Source organism: Flavobacterium suzhouense (assembly GCF_042684765.1).
Taxonomy (GTDB): Bacteria; Bacteroidota; Bacteroidia; order Flavobacteriales; family Flavobacteriaceae; genus Flavobacterium; species Flavobacterium suzhouense.
The window spans coordinates 28,409-51,608 of the sequence record NZ_JBHUMD010000012.1; the positions used below are offsets into that span (position 1 = coordinate 28,409).

Here is a 23,200-nt window from a genome sequence, read left to right on the forward strand (position 1 = left end):
AATCTTAGTTTTTAATTAAAAGTACGCGGACCTAAAAAATTTGTAGCTTCAGTATCGAGTAATTTATCGCCTGAATACACTTCGAGAATCACCCGTGTTTTATCTCCATCAAGAAAAGCCGGATTAATCTCTATAAACAGTGTTCCCTGCACCATTTGCTCCCTGGCTATAGAAAAACTGGTTTTCCCTACCGTTCTCACACTACCTTTAGGCGACCTGATCCTGAAACTTACGTTTTTAAAATCTTTAGCTGTCTTGTTTACAATCTTATAAGTATATACATTGCTGATATTTTCTCCTTTATGCTCATAGAGCTGTCCCGGCAACCTCAACACGGTAGCTTCTACCTCATTCCTAAGGAAAAGCATCCCAATAAAAATCCCAATAAGAATAGCCAATACTGCAGTATAACCTTTCATTCGTGTAGTGAAAACAAATTTCTCTTTCTTTGTTATTTCATCTTCACTTGCATATCGTATAAGCCCCTGTGGAAAACCCACCTTGTCCATTACGGTATTGCATTCATCTATACAGGCTGTACAGTTAATACATTCCAGCTGAGTACCGTTCCTAATATCAATTCCGGTAGGGCAAACATTCACGCAAAGCTTACAATCTATGCAATCTCCCTTGCCAACTACATCACGGTTTTCATTCTTAACAACTTTACCACGGCCGTTCTCTCCTTCTCCTCTTTTATGGTCATAGGCAACTATAATAGATTTATTATCCAATAATACTCCCTGCAACCTTCCATAAGGACAGGCAATGATGCAAACCTGCTCTCTGAACCATATATAGATAAAATAGAATACAGCCGTAAAAATGAGCAGTGCTACCAGCGTACCAATATTATTTTGTGGTCCTTCCGTTACCATTTGCACCAGCTTTTCACTTCCGGTCAGATAGGCCAGGAAGACATTGGCAATCATGAAAGAAATGATAAAAAACACGAACCACTTTAAGGCTTTCTTCCTTATTTTTTCACCATTCCATTCCTGTTTATCCAGTTTCATCTGCGCATTCCTGTCGCCTTCAATCCAGTATTCAATACGCCTGAAAACCATTTCCATAAAAATAGTTTGTGGACATATCCATCCGCAAAAAATACGGCCAAACACCACTGTAAACAGAGCTACGAAGATTACACCTATAATCATCGAGATAACAAACAAATGGAAATCCTGGGGCCAGAAAGGAAATCCAAAAATGTTGAATCTCCTTTCGATTACATTAAATAATAAGAACTGATTTCCGTTGATTTTTACAAACGGTGCCAGGAAAAGGAAGGCTAATAAAAAGTAGCTTACCCACTTCCTGTACTCATATAATTTTCCTGAAGGTTTTTTGGGATAAACCCAAACCCTTTTACCTTCGTCATTAACCGTGCCCAGTCTGTCGCGGAAATCGTCATTCTGTGCTATACTCATAATTTGCTCTTGTTATTTAGCAGGTGTTTCTGCCTTTTCTTCCCATAAATCCCCGTCAGGTGCTTTTGGATCTTTAGGGTTTGACCCCTGAAGCGATAGCACATAACTTGCAACCAGTTGTATTTCGGATGGTTTTAGCGTTCCTTTCCAGGCCACCATACCTTTACCATCACGACCACCTTCGGTTATAGTATGGAATACATTTTTAATTCCTCCTCCAAGTATCCAGTATTTATCGGTAAGATTAGGTCCAATCGCTCCACCGGCATCTGGTCTGTGGCAAGCTACACAGTTTGTCTCAAAGATTTTTTTACCCGTAGCTATATCACCGGCATCAGTAAGTAACGTTACAGAGTTGGCATCAATAAGATCTTTTGCTGTTTTCTTATATTCTTCAACTGCCAGCTTAGCTTCGGCCATTTCTGTTTTAAACTCTGCTGCCTGATCTTCACCATCAAAAATATGGTAACGTACAAGGTATACTACTCCAAAAAATATGGTAACGTAGAAAAGGTTAACCCACCACGGAGGAAGAACATTATCAAGCTCCTGAATACCATCGTAGTCATGATGTAACAGGATTGAGCTTTCCTCTTCAATTGGTTTGGATTTTACAAACCATCCCTTTATTTTTTTGTAAAGAGCAGTATCAGTAAAAGCAATAGCCTCTTCTTGTGCCTTTTTGGCTTTCTCCTCCTCAGTCAACAGATTGTAATTTAGTCTCTCGAAAGCAGCATAAACAATCTCAAGCGTTATCTGAAAAAAGAGAAATGTTGCAAGAAATATAGATACCTCAGGATATTTTAGAAAAGCAGGTCTGTCACCACTGTCTATAAAAAACTCCAAAGCCATGAATACAAGTGCAAAAATCAGCGGAAGCCTTACATAAACCGGAAAAAACTTTTTCATATCGTTCTTAGTTTATAGTGTTATTTTGATCATCCCCATCAAAAGGAATATTACTCAATTCGGTTATCTTCTCTTTTTTATATGTAAATACCCAGGTATAAAGCACTATAAAGAAAAGAAAGAAGATAAGCAGTGATATGATTGGAAAGACCTCTACTCCCGAGATACTTTCCAGATTATGTTTTACAAACTTTAGCATGGCTTCTTATTTTTGAGTATTATCAGCAGTTGTTTTAATTTTTATATCGGTTCCCAAACGTTGCAGGTAAGCAATTAAAGCTATAATTTCCCTGTCTTTCATTTCGATAAATTGTTCACCTCTGGCTACGGCAGCTTTTTTGCTTTCTTCGTAGCTTTTCACAAAATCAGGATCCGTATGAAGGCTCTTTTCAATTTTAGCAGCTTGCTCTTTTACTAATAGAGGAGCTTTTGCAATCTCTTCCTCAGTATAAGGCACTCCAAGCTTAACCATTACCTCCATTTTCTTTTGAGTTTCGCTGTAATCCATAGGCTTATTATCAAACAACCATTTATACGATGGCATTATTGAACCTGCCGATGTACTTTGCGGATCCCACATGTGGTTAAAGTGCCAGTTATCGCTATACTTGCCACCTACCCTCATCAGGTCGGGACCTGTACGCTTAGAACCCCATAAGAACGGGTGATCGTACACATATTCACCGGATTTTGAATATTCACCATAACGCTCTACTTCTGATCTGAACGGACGTATCATTTGTGAGTGACAGCTAACACATCCCTCACGGATATATAGGTCACGCCCTTCAAGTTCCAGTGGTGTATAAGGTTTTACAGTACTAATTGTTGGTATGTTAGATTTTACCATTATGGTAGGCACAATCTGTATAACGCCTCCTATCAAAATCGCAACCGTAGCAAGTAATGCGAGCTGAATAGGCCTTCTTTCTAACCAAGGGTGGAATTTCTCGCCCTTCATTCTTTTTGTTGTAATTCTTTCCAGAGCAGGTGCCTCTGCAGCTTCATCTTCAATCTTTTGACCTTGTCTGATAGTCTGGATAATATTATATACCAATACCAGCATACCTATTACAAACAGAGTACCACCTATAGCCCTCATCCAGTACATCGGCATAATCTCTTTTACTGTCTCAAGGAAGTTACCGTATTTAAGTGTTCCATCAGGGTTAAACTGTTTCCACATCGAAGCCTGAGTGAAACCGGCAACATATAGTGGTAGCGCATATAATATAATACCCAGTGTACCTATCCAGAAATGGAAGTTGGCAAGCTTAACAGAGTATAATTTGGTTTTGGTCATTCTTGGTACCAGCCAGTAGATAAGGGCAAAGGTTAAGAATCCGTTCCATGCAAGGGCACCAACGTGTACGTGAGCTACGATCCAGTCAGTAAAGTGAGCAATTGCATTTACATTTTTAAGCGATAGCATAGGCCCTTCAAACGTTGCCATACCATAACCTGTAATCGCCACTACAAAGAATTTAAGAACAGGCTCTGTACGTACTTTATCCCAGGCTCCTCTAAGAGTAAGTAGTCCGTTAATCATACCACCCCATGATGGTGCAATAAGCATGATTGAGAAAACAACACCTAAATTTTGAGCCCAGTCAGGCAAAGCTGAATATAACAAGTGGTGCGGACCTGCCCATATGTAGATAAAAATCAGTGACCAAAAGTGAATAATTGATAATCTGTATGAATACACCGGTCTGTTAGCCGCTTTTGGCAAAAAGTAATACATAAGCCCAAGGAAAGGTGTAGTAAGAAAGAATGCCACAGCATTATGACCATACCACCATTGCACCAACGCATCCTGTACACCGGCATATACCGAGTAACTTTTCAGTGCTCCCACAGGAAGTGCAAGACTGTTAAAGATATGCAGAACTGCAACTGTTATAAATGTAGCCAGGTAAAACCAAATTGCTACATACAGGTGGCGTTCCCTCCTTCTCAGGATAGTACCAATCATATTAATTCCAAACACTACCCATACCACAGCAATAGCAATATCTATAGGCCATTCCAGCTCAGCATATTCCTTTGAAGAAGTATAACCTAAAGGAAGCGAAATGGCTGCTGCAACAATAATGAGCTGCCAACCCCAAAAGTTAATGTTACTTAAGAGGTCACTATACATTCTGGTTTTAAGCAACCTTTGTAAAGAATAATAGATACCGGCAAAGGTAGCATTACCCACAAAGGCAAAAATTACCGCGTTGGTATGCAAAGGTCTTAATCGTCCGTAGCTAAGCCACGAGATACCTTCGGTAAGATTGGGAAACATATACATTGAGGCAATCAAAAGGCCTACAAGCATCCCTACAACGCCAAATACAATACAGGCATAGAGGAACTTTTTGACTATCTTATTGTCATAATAAAATTGTTGCACTTCCATAGTTAATTTGAGTTATCGTTTTTGCTTTGGTTTTTTGTTAGTTCATCATCAAAAAGCATCCGTACGGATGGGGTGTAATCGTCGTCATATTGCCCACTCTTTACAGCTTTTACAAAGGCTATAAAAAAGGAAATAGCAACCACGATACTAATGGAAATTAATAAATAGATTACGCTCATACCTCTAAAATTTATGTTAACAAAGCTATTGTAGCCCGGTTTCTAAAAACATGATATTTGTCATAAACAGCCATTATTACTAGTATTTTTTAGTGTCTTTTTGCATAATAATTACTCATAATGGTTACAAAACTTATAATAGTTACTGTACTTAATGGCATAATAATAGCCGCTGTTAACGGAAATAGTTTTCCGGTCACTGCAAATGAAAGTCCCACAACATTATACAGTAGCGATAATGTAAAGCTCATCTTAATGGTTTTGATTGTGTTTTTAGACAGCTTCATGAAAGAACTGATCTTAGTGAATTGCGAAGCGTCAAGTATACCGTCGCATGCGGGCGAAAACACATTTACATTTTCAGATATCGCTATCCCCACATTACTTTGAGCCAATGCACCTGCATCATTTAGCCCATCCCCTATCATCATTACATTATGCCCCTGCTTTTGGAGGTTCTCTATAAACTGGAGTTTTTGCTCCGGCTTCTGATTAAAAATAAGCTGGGTATCGGCCGGCAAAAGATTAGACAAAGCTTCTCTTTCTCCCTCATTGTCTCCTGACAGAACCTTAAGACTGTATTTGCCTTTCAACTGATGAAACAAAGCAGAAAGTCCGTTTCGGTAACTATTGGTAAATACATATCGGCCTATACAATTCCTGTTTATTGATATGTATACCAACGTTTGTGAAGAAACTTCTGTATCATTCCCAACAAAAGTCGCAGAGCCTATTCTTATAAAGAATCCATTTATGATACCTTCTATGCCCTGCCCGGTTATCTCCCTGAAATCCTCTACAGGCAATAAGTTCGCTTGTGGTAAGTAATCATACAATCGTCGGCTCAATGGATGGTTTGAAGCCCTAAGCAAGGACTTAATAAAAGTTGACTGTTTATGATCGGGTTCTTCACCTTCAAAATAAATTTCTGATTTTTTATTTGTGGTTATGGTACCGGTTTTGTCAAAAACTATCGTATCTATTTTTGCCATCTGTTCTATAACAGTTGCATTTTTAAGATAGAGTTTTCGGTTACCCATTATTCGGAGTACATTACCCAATGTAAAAGGTGCGCTAAGCGCCAATGCACAAGGGCAGGCCACTATTAGTACCGCAGTAAACACATTAAATGCCGTGGTAACATCTATAAAGATCCAGACAGAGAACGATACTATAGCAATAAGTAATAGAATTGGCGTAAAATAACGGCTTATGGTATCGGTTAGTGTTTTATAATTATTAGCATCTTTTTTTGTAAAAACATCATTACTCCATAGTTGTGTAAGGTAGCTTTGGGAGACTGAACTAAGCACTTCCATCTCTATAACCTCTTTCATCTGCCTTCCCCCGGCAAAAAGCTTATCGCCTGATTGTTTTTCTATAAGCGCCTCTTCTCCGGTAACAAAACTGTAATCAATTGCTGTATTTTTACTGATAAGAATTCCATCTACAGGAATTAACTCCTGATTACGGATCAAAAGCCTGTCACCCTGCACTATATCATAAACAGGTACCGATACTTCGGCTCCTCCAGGTAAAATCTTTGTTACTGCGATTGGGAAATATGATTTGAAATCACGCTCAAAGGATAGGAAATTATAAGTTTTCTGCTGAAATAATTTTCCTAACAACATAAAGAATACCAGTCCTGTAAGAGAGTCAAAAAATCCCTGACCCAGATCAAAAACAATGTCTACTGTGCTACGAACAAACATCACCACAAGGCCAAGAGCAATTGGCACGTCAATGTTAAGCATTCGGGAACGCAGGCTTTTCCACGCCGAAATGTAATAGCCACTCGCAGCATAAAAGAAAGAAGGTAGTGATAACGCAAAAATCAGCCATCTGAAAAATCCTCTGTAGTTATCAAGCCAGTACTCCTCTACCTCAAAATATTCGGGGAAGGAAAGCAACATGACATTACCAAAGCAAAAGAAGGCTACACCCAATTTATAAATAAGGTCTCGGTCTACCTTTTTTTTAGTTGCCTCATAATTTTCCAGACTTATATAAGGCTCATAACCAATTTTACATAACAGCTCAACAATTTGTTTGAGTGAAATATCATCCGGATTATAAACTATGCGAACTTTTTTCTCATGGAAGTTTACCTGGGAGTTACGTATATTAACATTCAGTCTGTTAAGATTCTCCAGTATCCATATACAAGAACTGCAATGTATATGGGGTATGTATAATGATGCTATTGCAGTACCTGATTCTTCAAATTCAAGCAGTCTTTTTACAATATCATCATTATCAAGAAAGTCATACCTCCCGTTAATATCAAGGGGCGTTGCTCCGGGATTACTTTCAAACGCGTAATAATCCGTTAGCCCATTAAGACTGAATATTTCATATACGGTTTTACAACCGTTACAACAAAACGATTTATCATCAAAAATGATCTCATCTTTTTTTATAACGTCTAATCCGCAATGAAAACAATGTTTAGTTTCCATATTTTTTGCTCATTTACCTACAGCAAAATTCAGAATCCGTTAAATAAAAAAATATGATATTTATCATCTGATGAATTTAATATCTTTGTAATCATAAAATCCCTACAGGATGAGTAAATGTGAACAATGTATCGTTCGTGAATTCAGTTCCTTAAAAGCACTGAATAAAGAAGAGATACTCAGAATAGCTGATTGCAAATCGTCGTATACCATTAAAAAAGGAGAGCCCATTTTTTCTGAAGGAGAAAATGTAAATGGTATCTTTTGCATAAAAGATGGTGTTTGTAAAATGACCAAACTTAGCGCAAACGGTAATGAACAAATCCTAAAACTTATTACTAAAGGAGAATTGCTTGGGCAGCGATCTATGATAAGCGACGAACCTGTAAATCTTAGTGCTGTTGCACTTGAAGACATGGAGGTATGCTTTATACCTAAAAATGAAGTAATGCGCTTTTTTAACCAAAACAACCAGTTTTCCATGAATGTGCTGAAAAACATTTGTGGCGATCTTAAAGAAGCCGATGACCATCTAGTAGCTATGGCACAAAAACCGGTTAAGCAGCGCCTTGCAGAAACACTGATTTATCTTTTTGATTCGTTTGGAACAAATCCTGATAAAAGCCTGAATATAAAATTATCGCGTGAAGAAATAGCGAGTATGGTGGGTACTGCTACCGAAAGTTGTATAAGATTATTGTCTGATTTTAATAAACAGGGAGTAATACAACTGTCCGGTAAAAAAATCATTATACCGGACAGAGATAAACTATCAAAACTTACGCAATAATTACTTTAAAACTTCGGCATCAGACAGATTAACAATTGTTATTCTTTGCCTGAAGAGTTTAAGATTTTCTAAAATGTCGTTTTTAGCCGACTCAAAAAAGCAGGATGCTTTAAAAACATCCTCATAATAAAGGACTCCCTGCAACAGGTTACTTTTAAACAGTTCCCATTTTTTTATGAGAGCCGGTGTAAGCTGTTCTCTTACTTCAGCGATATTATTTTCAAGATACTCAACATATAAGCCTAATTCTTTTACAAACACATTAGGCCTGTACTCCTGAGATAGTATAGACTGATAGCCATAAATATGGCGGACCATATCCTTTAAAGAGACTTCTTTGTCAAAATAGGCCATATTAGGCCCCGGACAAACAACTACCCCCTGAGCTTCGCCTTTAATCGGAATATCATTTTCCAGATAAGCAGGATTAGCAAGACCTACACAAAGGCAGGACTTCACAGTAACGGATGTGGCAGTTTTTTCAAATTCGACAGATGATAAATTACAAGTAGTTTCCTGAAGTTCTTCCAGTTTGAGCTGCTGGTACTTTCGCGATGCCGTACAAATTCCTTTTTCGTCATACTCTTTGCTCAATGCCAATAGCTTTTTAGGACATGAACTCCCTGCTTTATTCTGAAGAATCCTATGCGTTTTAATGTATTCATTCGTAGTACCTACTAACGTATTGAAAGGTACTCCTAATGGCGAAATATCACTACGGTAAAAATCTTTTTCCTTCGCATTGGCTAATAGCATACGGGTAGCTTTATCGGTTGTTGTTGCTTCGGGCACCAATAAAAAAGGTGATCCCCAGCCTACAGAATCCATTTCATAATAATTTAATAGAAAGTCGTGCTCCTCAGCTGTACCTACCCCACCCTGAACGGTAAATTTAACCTCAAAAGGTGACTCAAAAATATTCTTTCCTTTTAATGAAAGTGCTTTTTGAAGTAAACCATCTGTAGTATTTATAAGTTCCTGCTTTCGGTCTTTAAATTCCTGCATTATGGGACCGAGAAGTAATCCATCGGTTGCAAAGGCATGCCCTCCACAATTAAGTCCTGATTCTATTCTATACTCCGATACCCATATTCCTTTTTTTGCTAAAAAGCTTCCCTGGATCATTGCCGACCTGAAATCACTTACTTTCAAAGTAACTTTCTTTTTAAGTAAACCACTATCGTCCGGTAAAAAATCGTCAAATTCAGCTATATAACTGAACAATGAAGGATTCATCCCGGCAGATAATACAAGCGAGGAGCTAAGATTACTGTTGGCAAAGCCTCTTAATGCAGAATGTGCATCATTGTAAATGTTAGGTAACGAATCGTTTTTATCATAATTGGTCTTATCAACCTTTGTCATGATATTTACATCTATAGCTCCCGGAAATAAATTTTCGCTCAGATACTTTAGTATATCGGATGATTCGCTAAACTGGTTTGAAAGATAAGCCTCAAGGTTTTTCTTAACCGATGAAATTTTTGGAAGCATTGCAACAAAATCATTCAGGGCTTTTTTGTTCGTTGCAAGTTCATCACAAAACGAATTAAATTTTTTCTTCACAATCGTATCTACAAGATTGAGATAAGATGTAATGCGTTTCGCTCTGTAATCGTAGGTTTTTTGAGTAATTTCCTTATATGGCAGTTCAAAATTCCTGCTGTAAAAAGCATTCATTTTTTCTATCAGTTCGTCGTCCACTATTGAAATAACAGAGTCTATTCCAAACCTGGAAACTTTAATCGGACTATCAATAGTATATGCCAGCCCCATTACAGGAATGTGAAAATTATGTAATTGTTGTTTTATCATTATGTCCTAATTAAGAATAATCAGCAAATATGATAATTGGCAATATTTTAAAAACTGACGGATATCATGTATTAGTTCTAATATTTTGATATTACATCAAATTTAATGACTAACAAAATACAATAATAGGGAAGTCTGTATAAAACAAAACAGCTCAGAAATACCTGAGCTGTTTTGTTTTATTCTATAGTTTTAAATTTCTTCATCTCCTCCATTGGTTCTATACCACCATATTCTTTCCATACAGCCGGATCATAACTGCTAAGTTGCATGTACTCAAAATCAGAATCTGTAACCTTATCAAAATCAGCTTCAGTTATCTCTTCCTGAGCCATCATAAAATACTCTTCCTTTTCTTCTACATTAGCTTCGACTTTCAAATTAAATGCAACATAATGCTTATCTTCTTCCGCAATCTCCAAAAATTTCAAAGGCCTGTTTACATATACGTATTGTCCTGTTGTAACTGAACCATATTGCAGGTTATATCCTTCTCCTGATTTCTTTTCTTTAAATATTAGCGTTCCTCTACTAAGGTTTTCAGATTGTTTTACACCAAACAGAAATTTTAAATTTACCCCACCCAGTTTTTTACCTTCCCCAAGAGTATAATCTGACCTTAGTACTGCATAATCCTTTTCGGAAACATAAAGCGTTCCTGTATATTTCCCTTTTCGCTTTTTTGGACTGAATTTTATGATGTAAACGGATGTATTATTTTCTGATTGGGTTGTACCTGCAAATGAATAATCATAGAGTTCCTGTAGTGTAATAAAATCAAACTTTGTACTTTGCAAATTACTTCCATTTACAAAAGAAGTCACTTTATTTTTTGCCAAATTCAGCTTTTTCTTTACAGCATCTTCCTGAATAGTATTCACACGATATTTTTTACTTTCATAAAAAGCACCATTAGCAATAACAGTATCTCTTGTTCCTAACAGTCCGCTTTTAATACGGTAATATTTATGCGGATCTAAATGCTTAAACAATATACCTGATGCCATTTTTTCCATTTCATTAAGATCTACCCCGCGGCTCCTGTCTTTTAACTGTGTTGCCTTTATAACATTGAATTTGGTTACAGGATGGAGTTTTTCCTTATGCATTTTTGATGCCATATAATAATTACAAAGCATATCGGTAAATTCCTGTGGAGGATGAGAGATCAATTCATTTGTAAAAGCTTTCAGCTCAGTATTGGCATCCGTGAGCTGTTTTTTAGTATACCCTTCTGCGCTGGTCATTTCAGCTTTAAGATTAATGGGTTTAAATGCAAGTCCTTCTCTGTAAAAAATCTTTTTGCTGTTAGCTTTATTATCCCATCTGTAATTTTTAGGCAAATTTCTTTTAACGTTTGCCATAACACTATCAACGCTCATTGACGTGTTAGATACATACACAGTTTCTAACTCAAAACTCCCCGGCTGAAGCTTAACAATATAATTGCTTTTTTTAAGTTCGCTCAAAGTTACAAGTACGCTTTTATAGCCTAAAAAAGAAATTGAGAGTAAAGCATCATCAGTATATTTATCAGAAATTGTAAAGTATCCGTCTTCATTACTTACAAGATTTTCAGTATCGTTGACTACAATACTCGCATGAGATAAATTTTCAAAAGTATTGGCATCAATAATTCTTGCTGAAATATTCTGAGCTACTGTGTTTAACATCCCTGCAAGAAAAAGTAGGCCTATAAAGATTTTTTTAAGCATATTATAGTAGAGGTTGGTTATTGGTTAAGGATATAACGAAACAATAATTGGTTTATTTTCCTTACAATTATCCCTTTCTATAAAAGCTTTCTCTTAATTATAAAGACCTGAATAAAATGCCCTATGATTATTTATCGGCTTCCTTATCTTCAACTTCCTTTTCCATTACCTTAATCTCTGTTTTTTCCTTTTTAATAGCCTGACGTAAAAGGGCAAAAACACTCATGTACGCATTGGCAACAAATACCAGTGCAAAACCGGCAATCAGATATCCCTTCCACCCTGTTAATAAAAGCTGGTAGCCGGATAGTATTAAAAAGAAAAGGGTAACATAATGACTAAAACAATACTCGCAGGTAAACAGGTAAAAGAATTTTCTTTTAAGAATTGTTTTTCCTTCTTTAGAACATTTTATACAATATTCTCTTGGCTCCCTGAACACTTCCTCGTGAGTAACCGTCCAGGCGACACAAGCTATGGGAATAGCTAGTATAAACAGCCATATTATCTGAGTATGCAGTTCCATAATGCTTTCCTTTTAAGATTCTTGCTCAGGTACGGGCGCTACCTTCTTTTTTCTAAAAACAAAAGACTTCGGCAAATCATTGCTCAACAGATACCCCCAGGGTTTTAATTCATCTATCCTGTCAAATATTACTTTTAGTATAGCCATTATTGGTATTGCTAAAAACATTCCTGTAATCCCCCCTAAAAGCCCACCTACTATTATACCTATAATTGAAGCTATAGCATTTATCTCAACCTTAGAACTTACAATCATAGGTACCAGTAAATTATTATCAAGTAATTGAACAATTACATTAACTATAATTATACCAGCTATAATTGATAGATCTGTAGTTCCAGTGAGTGATGCAATTATAGTTAACACTCCTGCTATAAGTATACCTATGTAAGGAATCAGATTAAGCAATCCGGTTATAAGTCCTAATAAAATAAAATATTTTACACCTATTATCATTAGTCCTAAAGCAGTTAATACGGATACAATTACAAATTCAATCATTAACCCAACTATATAGCTTTGAACGGAAACCTTAATAGTCCCCATGATATCTTCAAGAGTCTTATGATGCTTTTTGTCAAACAACTTACATAAGAATTTTATAAAATGTGTTCTGTATAGAAGGATAAGGAAAATGTAAACAGGAATCAGAACAAGATTCATCACAGAATCTGTAAATGATGATAATGTACTGCCCAACATTTGCTTTCCTGATTCAACAGAACTATCAGCAGCTTTATTAATTAGTTCTTCCTGTTCTTTCCTGCTAAAACCAAACGTATCCTTAACATAAGCTTGTAAATTAATATAATGCTGATGCAGATTGGTTTTCATTTTATTCCAGTCCTCGGTCATATCCAATACCTGAATTGAAATAAAATAAAACAGGACTGCAAATACCAAAACAAACAGAATTACCGTAATCAAAGCGGCCATTATATTAGGGATGCGCATTTTTCTCTCAAAAAAGTTAGAAACAGGTCTGAGCAAAATGGCAAATAGAAGCGACATAAGCAATGGCATAATAACCGATTGCCCAACATAAAGAATAAATGTTATCGCAATAAGTATAAACAATACCAATGCAAATTTTGCATAAAATGGAAAACGTAGTTCCTGCCTCATAAAATTTTGACTATTATTTAAAACAATAATCAAATTTACACCGACATTATTAGTATGTATCTTAAATTTATTACAATACTTACTAAAAATAGTATTAAAACTTACATCCAAAAAATCGAAAAGCCCCTAAAGTCCGAAGACTTCAGAGGCTTTTACCAACCAATCAATCTATTTTCGTTTTATGAGCAATTATTCCCATCCGCCACCAAGTGAACGATAAATGTTCACAGTAGCGTTTAATTGCTGAAGTTTAGTCTCTATAAGGTCAAACTTAGATTCTAAAGCATCTCTTTGTGTCATTAAAACTTCCATATAATCAGCTCTGGCCGACATAAACAGGTCGTTAGAAATATCTATCGACTGATTAAGTGCGTCAACCTGTTGCGATTTCAGGTCGAAAGCTTTCTTTGAATTGTCAATTTTAGCAACCTGATTGGCTACTTCTATATAAGCATTCAAAATAGTCCTTTCATAATTATATACTGCCTGAACCTGTTTAGAGTTAGAAGTATAATAAGCAGCCTTAATTGCATTTCTGTTAATTAATGGTGCTGCAAGATCACCTGCTAATGAATAAAGTAATGATTGCGGCTTGATCAGATAAGTAGGGTCAAATGCCTGGTAACCTATTCCTGCCGAGATACCCACTTGAGGATAAAATCTAGCCTTAGCTACTTTAATATCCAGTTTGGCTGCAGCAAGATCCTGCTCTGCCTGACGAATATCAGGACGGTTTTCCAAAAGCTGCGAAGGGATACCTGAGTTGATTTGAGAAGGTACTAAATCTGTAAAATTAGAAGAAGACCTGTCTACGTGCTGAGGAAATCTACCTACAAGGAAATTAATCCTATTTTCAGTCTCAACAATCTTTTGCTGAATATCATACTGAAGACTTTGCGTATTCAAAACCTGAGCCTGGAACCTGCGTACTGCAAGTTCGTTCACTCTGGCAGACTCCTTTTGAATCTTAACGATCTCCAATGCATTCGTCTGAAGTTCTATATTCTTTTTAACCAGTTCCATTTGGTTATCAAGAGCAAGAAGCTCATAGTATGAATTAGCAATCTCTGCAACAAGATTAGTCACCATAAAGTTCTTACCCTCAACCGAAGAAAGATATCTGTTTACAGCGGCTTTTTTAGCGTTGCGAAGTTTACCCCAGATATCAAGTTCCCAGTTAGCATAAGCACCAATCATATAATCAGGAAGCGGTTCCGGATTTTCTTTGCCGCGAACAATTTCAAGATTCTTTTCTGTAGCACCATTTCTGGTATACTCACCTACTTTTTCAAATCCGGCACCACCTCTTAAACCTACAAAGGGTAAATATTCTCCTTTACGGGCTTTAATCTCGTTTTTGCTAATCTGAATTTCCTGAAGTGTTATGTTCAGCTCCTGATTATTAGTAAGTGCAGTATTGATAAGAGCCACCAGATTCTGGTCTTTAAAAAACTCTTTCCACTTTACTTTACCTGTGTTAATGGTATCCTGTGCAGTACCTTTTACATACTCTCCCGGAACCGATTTATTTTCCGTGCGTTGCACTGCATCTGCCGGTAGCTTACAGCCGGTAACAGCCAGAGCAGCTAAGGCTAATGCTAAATATATACCTTTATTAAATCTCTTATTCATGTTCTTCAGTGGTTTTGAAGTTGTCAATTTGATGAACAAACTCTTCTGTCAATGAGCTGTCTTCTTCATCTTTTATCAGTTTTCTTCCGTCTGCCATAGAGCCGAAGATATAGTATAGACCCGGTACGATGATTACACCGAAAATAGTACCGAATAACATACCTCCCATTGCTGCCGAACCTAACGTCCTGTTACCAATAGCTCCTGCACCACTAGCAAGGATCAACGGAATAAGACCTGCGATGAAGGCAAATGATGTCATAAGGATTGGACGGAAACGTACTTTTGCTCCTTCGATAGCGGCATCGTATATAGACATACCCTCGTGTCGCTTCTGGACGGCAAACTCTACAATAAGTACCGCGTTCTTACCGAGTAGCCCGACAAGCATAATCAGACCAATCTGAGCATAGATATCATTCTGTAAGCCCATTAGTTCAAGTAAAAGGAATGAACCAAATACCCCAACAGGAAGCGAGAATACTACCGCTAATGGAATGATGAAACTTTCATACTGTGCTGCAAGAACGAAATAAACGAATGACAATACGATAAGGAAAATATAAATAGACTCATTTCCTTTATTAGCCTCGTCAAATGAAAGACCTTCCCATGCAATATCATAACCTTTTGGTAGTGTCTCTTTTGCCACTTCACGAACGGCCGCAATTGCTTCAGCTGTTGTAAAACCTTTTGCAGGAAGACCCTGGATTGCTGCCGAGTTATACATGTTATAACGAGTAATCTCATTTGGCCCCTGTTTCTTAACCAGTTTCATAAATGCTGAGTATGGCACCATCTGACCCTGATCATTTTTAATATAAAGGTTTAAGATATCTGAAGGCAATCTCCTGAACTTAGGATCTGACTGAACATAAACTTTAAAGAAACGCTCAAATTTGATGAATCCCTGTTCATAAGTACTACCAATAAGAATATCAAGGTTATCCATGGCTTTACCTATTGATACTCCTTTTTGCATTGCCAACTGATTATCAATTTCAAGTTCATATTGAGGATAGTTAGCCGCGAAGAATGAGAATAGACCTGAAAGCTCTTTACGTTTGCCAAGAGCATCCATAAACTGTTTGTTGATCTTGTCGAAATCCTGATAATCTACGGTAGTATTTTTGTCAAGAAGACGCATAGAAAAACCTCCTGACGAACCGAAACCTGGAATGGCCGGCGGTTCAAAGAACTCAATTTTAGCTCCTAAATCTCTGGTCTTCTCCTCAAGTTCTTCCATGATCTCAGTAACCGAATGCTCTCTTTCTGACCATTCTTTAAGGTTGATAAGACATGTACCTGCGTTAGATCCCCTACCCTCTGTCATGATCTCATAACCTGCAAGAGACGATACTGATTCAACACCATCAACATGCTCACATATTTTCTGAAGTTTTTGCGAAACCTGGTTTGTTGTTTCTAGTGTCGATCCCGGAGGTGTCTGGATAATCGCATAAATTGTACCCTGGTCTTCACTTGGAATAAACCCTGAAGGAAGTATCTGGTTCACAAAGAACGTTCCCGCACAGAATGCTATAAGTACACCAAATGTCACTACCCTTCTGCTTACAATACGTTTCAGGATATTAACATATTTTCCTGTCATTTTATCAAACCCACGGTTAAAGCTGTCTAATGCTCTTGTAAACAGGTTTGATTTTTTCTCGTGACCATGATGATTTTTTAGAAGCATTGCACACAGTACAGGTGTAAGTGTAAGTGCAATAAGTGCAGAAATTACAATCGAACTCGCCATAGTAATAGAGAACTGACGGTAGAATGTACCTACAGGACCCGACATGAACGATATAGGAACGAATACAGAAACCATTACCGCAGTAATAGCTATTACCGCACCACTAATCTCTCCTAATACTCTTTTAACTGCCTGATAAGGCGTTATATGAGGAAACTCCTCAAACTTGGCGTGAACGGCCTCGACGACGACAATCGCGTCATCCACCACGATACCAATCGCCAATACAAGAGCAAATAATGTTACAAGGTTAATTGTAATTCCGAAGAACTGAATAACGAAAAATGCACCAATCAACGATACAGGTACCGCTAATATCGGGATAAGCGTCGATCGCCAGTCTCCAAGGAAGATAAATACAACAAGTGCAACAAGTATGAATGCATCTCTAAGCGTATCAATTACCTGCTCGATTGAAGCATCAAGGAATTTAGATACGTCATAACTGATTTTATAATCAAGTCCCGGAGGGAACGACTGTTTCATCTCCTCAAGCTTTTCTTTAACCTGCTTGATTACGTCATTCGCGTTACTACCATAGTTCTGTTTCAATACAATTGATGCAGACGGGTGTCCATCAAGGTTAGAATAGATATCAAAGAATTCACTACCAAGTTCGGCATGACCAATATCTCTCAGACGGATGCTTTCACCTTCGGCGTTAGCACGTATGATAACATTCTCATATTCTTCAGGCTCACTAAACCTTCCTTTGTATGTTAATACATATTCCAGAGACTGTGCTTTGATACCGGAACTTTGTCCGATACGTCCCGGACGTCCAACAATACTTTGTTCTCCTAATGCTTTCATTACCTCTTCGGTCGAAACATTATAAGCTCGCATACGATCCGGATTAAGCCAGATACGCATTGCATAGGTACGGCTACCTAATATCTGCGATCTTGCCACACCTTTAATCCTGTTGATTTCCGGAAGCATTTTTACGTTGGCATAGTTATACAGGAATTTTTCATCCATGTCTTTGCCTTTGGCATAAAGATTCACGTACATCAACATACTTGGCTGGATAGGCGTAATTACAACCCCTTCCCTTTGCACAAGTTCCGGTAGCAGAGGCATAACCTGGTCAACCCTGGTCTTAACCCTGATTACCGCCTGATTGGGGTCGGTACCCGGCTCAAAGATGATTCTTAATGTAGCTTCACCGGCACTGGTGGCATCGGTAGCCATATATCGCATGTCCTGAACACCATTAATAGCATTCTCTAATGTAATAAGTGTAGATTTCACCAATACATCCGCACTTGCACCTGGGTAAGCAATAAATATGTTTACCGTAGTAGGAGCAATATCCGGAAATTGGGAGGTTGGCAATTGTTTGATTGCCAATGACCCCATAAACACGATCATAATCGAAATTACTATCGCAAATACAGGTCTATGTATGAATTTACTAAACATGTTTTCTTATTTATATGATAGTTCGATTATTCAGCGTAAAGCTCAAGATGCGACATTACATTTTCCGGTTTTTCCAGTTTGTATTCGATCTTTTCATTTTCTTTAACTAAACGTAGTCCCTCAAGTAGGATTTTGTCATCAGTAGAAAGTCCTTTGCTAACAACAAATATGTGAGGCAGCTCAGCAGCAATGGTAATTTCTCTTGATCGCACAGTATTATCTTTATCAATTACATAAACATATTTTTTGTCTAGCACTTCAAAAGTCGCTTTTTGAGGAATCAGAAGAGCATTTTTAATAGGCACTTCCATTTGAATGTTACCTGTCTCACCATGTCTAAGCAAACCTTTAGGATTTGGGAAAGTAGCCCTAAAAGCAATATTACCGGTCTCATTATTAAATTCTCCTTCAATAGTTTCTACGACTCCAGGATAATCAAATAATTTATTATTTGCCATTAATAGTTTTACAGTTGGCTTACTATTTTGGGCAGTCGCTTTATAATCAAGATATTCCGATTCAGGCACATTGTAGTAAACCCACATTTTACTGTTATCAGAAAGATTGGTCAATAAATCTCCCTCATCAACAAGGCTTCCAAGTCTCACATGAAAACGATCTATAATACCATCAAAAGGCGCTCTGATTTCTGTGAACTGAAGGTGAACTTTAGTTAATGCTAATTCCGCTTTGGCTTTGTCAGCTTTAGCCTTAGCCATTGCAAGTTCATTAGGCGCAACAACTTTACTATCGGCAAGTCTTTTGGTATTTTTGTATTCTATTTCTGCAAAATCAGCTTCTGCCTGTGCCTTTTGCATCTCGGCTTCATACAGTTTAGGCATAATCTGGAACAACAACTGACCTTTTTTTACAGATTGTCCTTCATCAACATATATCTTTTGCAGATAACCCCTTTCCTGAGCTCGTAACTCAATGTGTTGGATTGAATGGATTTGAGACACATAATCTTTTATGATTGCCGTGTCCTTTTTAATTGGATTAGTAACCAAAAAATGGGTTTCTTCCTTCTTTTCTTCTTTTTTAGATGTGCAGCTTGCAAAGAACAATACGCCACACACGCCTGTAAGCATGAGGATTTTCTTCATAATTAATTCGCTTTAAAAGCAGTACGATAAATTTTAGGTAAAATATTTTAAGGAAAGTGTAAAACACTGACATACAATAACATTTTAAAAAAAAATGTATTGCAAAATAGGGGTATCGGAAACAATTCAGCGAGAATTGCCCGATAGGATTAAAATCAAATTCTGATTACTCGAAATGCGATATATCGCTTGTAAGAAGTAAAATGAAAAAGGTTGTCCGTGGCCGGAGTATTCTTTTTATCATCATGATAAAAAGAGGCCAGAACACTATTAAAGAAAGCAGCTATATGATAACCATTAAGCTGTAGGCTTTTCTTAGAAGTATGATTTAATTCTTCTTCTTCACCTTCATTATCCGTTGCTCGAAGTTTACTGTTATCCGGTTCAAAATAACGAGAAGACCTCATAAAGTTGGTCTCATTATTTACAGTAACATCACAGCGAACCTTGCCAATATTCTCAAGAGTCTTATATAACGTGGTATTTGTACTTGCCGCATAGCTGTGAGCATCTAACTGACCATTGCCAGCAAACACAAGTACTAAAAGCGTTATAAAAAATCTTGATAAAAATTTCATGCGGCGCAAACTTACTAAAAGTTACTCACACTGACAATATTATAATTATGAAATATCGTCCTGTAATAATCTATTGGTTTTTAACCTTTAAACAAATACCCTGCCAAAAAACAAAATTAAAAATATTAATAATTATTTTTAATTTTCAATTTTTAAAATAGCCGTCTTCAAACCTTCTGATTTAGCAATCAGTTCTACTTCTGAATTATCATTTAATTCAACAATTATCTGAGCTAACCCATTAAACAACTTACGTTTCCATTTTTCAGCAGGTCTAACAATCTGTACTACTCCCGGATTAGAATTGATAACATCCCAGTCTTTAACCTTATGAATCGGAGTCGCTACTATAACAATACTATTCTCGCCTTCTTTTAATACTTCCTTACCAAGTATATATTTCAGTGAATCTTCCGTTGAAGCATCTACCTTTATACCATTAACAAACACCACACAATTGACACCTATCTTCTGATAAAAGAAGGTAACCAAATCATTTTGGTTTTTGTTTTCAAGTATAAACTGTCCCTTGTATACATAAGACGGAGCTAAATTTTTATAATCCCTGTCTTTAAAGGCTTCTCTCCAATTATCAGGATATACAGGAAGCTGCTTAGGCAAATTATCCCCGGTAAGTGCCTGTTCTTTAAAATCCGTAATTGAAACTGTTTTAATCTCATCAATAAACTGATCTTTTTCAAGAGAAGTTGGATTACCATTACCAACACCCAATATCCTTCCTCCCTTTATTTCAAATGAAACTTCATTATCTGCGGTAGGAACATGCAATCCTTTTTTATCGGTTATTTCAACTGTTACAATAGCCACATTAGCATTCTTATTACCTAAGAATCTATCCTGAGATAATTTGATATTTTGCCCTGCTCCTGTAGTTTGCTTTACATCCGATAAAATCTTTTTACCATTTTTATAGCCAATAGCCTCCAGTTTGCCGGGTTCGTATTTTACTTTCCATTCCAGATGCCCGTTATGTTCAATTTTTTTCTTACCTAAACTCTTTTTATTAAGAAATAGTTCTGCCTCATCACAGTTAGAATAAACCCAGATATCTATTTCGTTACCCTCCATTCCCTGCCAGTTCCAGTGCGGAAACACATGAAGCACGGGTTCTTTCCCCCACCACGATTTTAGGTAATACACGTTATCTTTAGGAAATCCGCAAACATCCATCATACCAAAATAAGAAGTAACCGAAGGCCATCCGTAAGGCGTAGGCTCTCCTCTGTAATCAAATCCTGTCCAAATAAACATCCCTGCCAGATAAGGCCTTGCATCATAAAACTTCCATCCCTCTTCTATACTATAAAAAGATGGTCTTGGTTTGGCGTCATAAGCACTTTTAAAATGTTTTGAATCATCTGTAAAGTAAATGCCTCTGGTCGCAAAAGTCGAGCCTTCTTCAGTTCCCATTCCCGGCTGTTGCTTAAATTCGTTCCTATGAGCATCTATATCCCCATTCCCCATGTAGTTATACCCCATTATTTCTACTACTGAAGATATGCCGCTTTTGAATCCACTACTGATTCCAACAGTTACCGGACGTGTAGGGTCAATACTTTTCACAAAAGACTGCATAGTGTTAGTGATACGCTCTCCTGTTATATTCCCTTCAATATTCCACTCCTCATTTCCAACAGACCAACAAATTACACTGGGATGATTACGATCGCGTTCAATCATTTTTTTAAGACTGCCAAGATGCAAATCGTTAATACCCATAAGTCGCGTTTCGTCAATCACAAGCATACCAAGTCTATCACAGGCTTCCAGCAATTCAGGTGTAGGCGGGTTATGAGAGCATCTGTAAGCATTTGAACCCATTTCTTTTAATTTGCTTATTCGATAATACTGCATAGCATCAGGTAACGCAACACCAATTCCGGCATGATCCTGATGATTATTCGTCCCTTTTAGTTTTATATTTTTGCCATTCAGAAAGAAACCTTTTTCTGCATCAAAATCTATTGTCCTGATCCCAAAAATAGTCTCGTAGCTATCTACAACTTTTCCATCTATTATTATTTGTGAGACTAAACGATATAGATATGGAGTGTCTAAATCCCAAAGTAGTGGTTTTTTAACTGTTAATTCCGATTGAATTAAGGTATCATCATAATATCCTAAAGTATTACTTTTACTTATTGCAGAAGTAACCTGAATCCCTTCCGGATCAAAAATTTTCTGATGCAGTTCTATATTTCCTTTGTATTCTCCAAGATTCTGAATTTTCACTTCTGCTTTTACTACCGCAAAATCTTTAACAACATTTGTCGTAATATATGTTCCATTAGTCATTATATGTAACGGAGATGTTTTTTGCAGATACACATGCCTGTATATTCCGGCACCTTCATAAAACCAGCCTTCTTCCATAGAAGCATCAACACGAACAGCTATAGTATTAGTTCCTCCATAATTTACATAAGCTGTAACATCATATTCAAACCCGTTATACCCGCTCTCTTCTGTTCCCAAAAAATGACCATTAAACCACACTTTAGAATTACGAAAAACGCCATCAAACTTAATTGTAATGATTCTGCCTAAATCGCTTTGAGGAATATCTATTCTTCTTCTGTACCAACCAATACTCTTATCAGGAAAACCTTTACCCGCCGCTTTAAAACCATGACTGAAACTCCCCTTTTCACTAAACGGTTGCTCCACTGCCCAGTCATGAGGCAAATTCAATACTCTCCATGCTCGATCATCAAAGCCAGGTGAAGCGGCTCCGTCCCCATTCCCTGTTTTGGCTAAATATGAAAAGTAAGCGGTGCCATGATTAAAATCTTTTTCTGTATCTGACGGATCCCCTAAAGAAAACCGCCAACCAGAATCTATCAGTATTTTTTCACGTGATTGGGGAGTCTGTGTAAAACACAATTGAACAGTCAGAATTAAAACGGTAAAATATAAATGATGCAATTTGATTTTCATGAAAGGTCGCAAAAGTTAACAAAGGGCATAAAAATATCGTTTTATACTATATCTGCTTAATAGTATTTCATCAAATATCAATATTTATTTCAAGCTATCCTATAAAAACAAAAACCGGGCAGCTGTTGGCTGCCCGGTTCTTTTTATTGTTTTTGCATTCTTATCTCTTCAGTGAGAAATGCGATTTGAATTCACGTATCACGGTTGTTGTACCGTCAAATTCAGGGTAGGTTACCGTAAACCAGTAGTCGGTTGCCGGTACCGGTGTACCGTTGAAGGTACCATCCCATCCGTCACTGTCAGGGCTGATCTGTTTGATCAGTTTGCCGTAGCGGTCAAAGATGTAGATGACCGATCCGGTGTCCTGCAGCCCGATGATGTTCC

17 protein-coding genes are annotated in these 23,200 nt (G+C 37.2%); 1 reads left to right on the top strand and 16 read right to left on the bottom strand.

Translation table 11 applies throughout. From position 1 onward, the window contains the following. Positions 1–11 precede the first annotated feature (11 nt). The 6 genes from ccoG to ACFSR3_RS08670 form a co-directional block, all read right to left on the bottom strand. Positions 12–1,430, bottom strand: coding sequence for a cytochrome c oxidase accessory protein CcoG (ccoG, locus tag ACFSR3_RS08645; protein ID WP_379820617.1), 1,419 nt, complete (start codon positions 1,428–1,430; stop codon positions 12–14). Positions 1,431–1,442: 12 nt separating this feature from the next. Beyond that, the gene (locus tag ACFSR3_RS08650) at positions 1,443–2,339 is read right to left on the bottom strand and encodes a cbb3-type cytochrome c oxidase N-terminal domain-containing protein (RefSeq protein ID WP_379820618.1); all 897 of its coding nucleotides are present in this window, start codon (positions 2,337–2,339) and stop codon (positions 1,443–1,445) included. Between the two features lie 7 nt (positions 2,340–2,346). Then, positions 2,347–2,538, bottom strand: a complete 192-nt coding sequence (locus tag ACFSR3_RS08655) for a CcoQ/FixQ family Cbb3-type cytochrome c oxidase assembly chaperone (RefSeq protein ID WP_169522159.1) — start codon at positions 2,536–2,538, stop codon at positions 2,347–2,349. Positions 2,539–2,544: 6 nt separating this feature from the next. Then, positions 2,545–4,743: a cytochrome-c oxidase, cbb3-type subunit I gene (ccoN, locus tag ACFSR3_RS08660; protein WP_379820619.1), complete on the bottom strand. Its 2,199-nt coding sequence runs from the start codon at positions 4,741–4,743 to the stop codon at positions 2,545–2,547. Positions 4,744–4,745: 2 nt separating this feature from the next. After that, on the bottom strand, positions 4,746–4,922 hold the full coding sequence (gene ccoS, locus ACFSR3_RS08665; RefSeq protein ID WP_114759524.1) for a cbb3-type cytochrome oxidase assembly protein CcoS: 177 nt from the start codon (positions 4,920–4,922) through the stop codon (positions 4,746–4,748). 89 nt (positions 4,923–5,011) lie between these two features. Continuing rightward, positions 5,012–7,384, bottom strand: coding sequence for a heavy metal translocating P-type ATPase metal-binding domain-containing protein (locus ACFSR3_RS08670; RefSeq protein ID WP_379820620.1), 2,373 nt, complete (start codon positions 7,382–7,384; stop codon positions 5,012–5,014). Positions 7,385–7,493: 109 nt separating this feature from the next. Between ACFSR3_RS08670 and ACFSR3_RS08675 the strand changes: the two genes are divergently transcribed. Further along, positions 7,494–8,174 carry a Crp/Fnr family transcriptional regulator gene (locus tag ACFSR3_RS08675; RefSeq protein WP_114759522.1) on the top strand — a complete coding sequence of 227 codons (681 nt, stop codon included), beginning with the start codon at positions 7,494–7,496 and terminating at the stop codon, positions 8,172–8,174. Here ACFSR3_RS08675 and ACFSR3_RS08680 read toward each other — a convergent pair whose 3' ends face one another. The 10 genes from ACFSR3_RS08680 to ACFSR3_RS08725 all read right to left on the bottom strand — a co-directional run. Next, positions 8,175–9,989: a hypothetical protein gene (locus ACFSR3_RS08680; RefSeq protein ID WP_379820621.1), complete on the bottom strand. Its 1,815-nt coding sequence runs from the start codon at positions 9,987–9,989 to the stop codon at positions 8,175–8,177. A gap of 179 nt (positions 9,990–10,168) precedes the next feature. Then, complete coding sequence (locus tag ACFSR3_RS08685) at positions 10,169–11,704, bottom strand: carboxypeptidase-like regulatory domain-containing protein (RefSeq protein ID WP_379820622.1); 1,536 nt, start codon at positions 11,702–11,704, stop codon at positions 10,169–10,171. 127 nt (positions 11,705–11,831) lie between these two features. Then, on the bottom strand, positions 11,832–12,230 hold the full coding sequence (locus ACFSR3_RS08690; RefSeq protein ID WP_379820623.1) for a hypothetical protein: 399 nt from the start codon (positions 12,228–12,230) through the stop codon (positions 11,832–11,834). Between the two features lie 12 nt (positions 12,231–12,242). Further along, positions 12,243–13,355, bottom strand: coding sequence for an AI-2E family transporter (locus ACFSR3_RS08695; RefSeq protein WP_379820624.1), 1,113 nt, complete (start codon positions 13,353–13,355; stop codon positions 12,243–12,245). Positions 13,356–13,544: 189 nt separating this feature from the next. Continuing rightward, positions 13,545–14,987: a TolC family protein gene (locus ACFSR3_RS08700; RefSeq protein ID WP_379820625.1), complete on the bottom strand. Its 1,443-nt coding sequence runs from the start codon at positions 14,985–14,987 to the stop codon at positions 13,545–13,547. Continuing rightward, a complete protein-coding gene (locus tag ACFSR3_RS08705; protein ID WP_379820626.1) occupies positions 14,980–18,174 on the bottom strand; it encodes an efflux RND transporter permease subunit in 3,195 nt (1,064 codons plus the stop codon). Before ACFSR3_RS08705 ends, ACFSR3_RS08700 begins: the two co-directional genes overlap by 8 nt. Positions 18,175–18,200: 26 nt before the next feature. After that, positions 18,201–19,280, bottom strand: a complete 1,080-nt coding sequence (locus ACFSR3_RS08710; RefSeq protein WP_379820627.1) for an efflux RND transporter periplasmic adaptor subunit — start codon at positions 19,278–19,280, stop codon at positions 18,201–18,203. Between the two features lie 155 nt (positions 19,281–19,435). Next, complete coding sequence (locus ACFSR3_RS08715; protein ID WP_379820628.1) at positions 19,436–19,858, bottom strand: hypothetical protein; 423 nt, start codon at positions 19,856–19,858, stop codon at positions 19,436–19,438. 138 nt (positions 19,859–19,996) lie between these two features. Next, entirely contained in the window at positions 19,997–22,816 is a 2,820-nt protein-coding gene (galA, locus tag ACFSR3_RS08720; RefSeq protein WP_379820629.1) for a beta-galactosidase GalA, read from the bottom strand. A 160-nt stretch (positions 22,817–22,976) separates the two neighbouring features. Beyond that, the coding region (locus ACFSR3_RS08725; RefSeq protein WP_379820630.1) for a T9SS type B sorting domain-containing protein at positions 22,977–23,200 on the bottom strand (224 nt) is incomplete at its 5' end.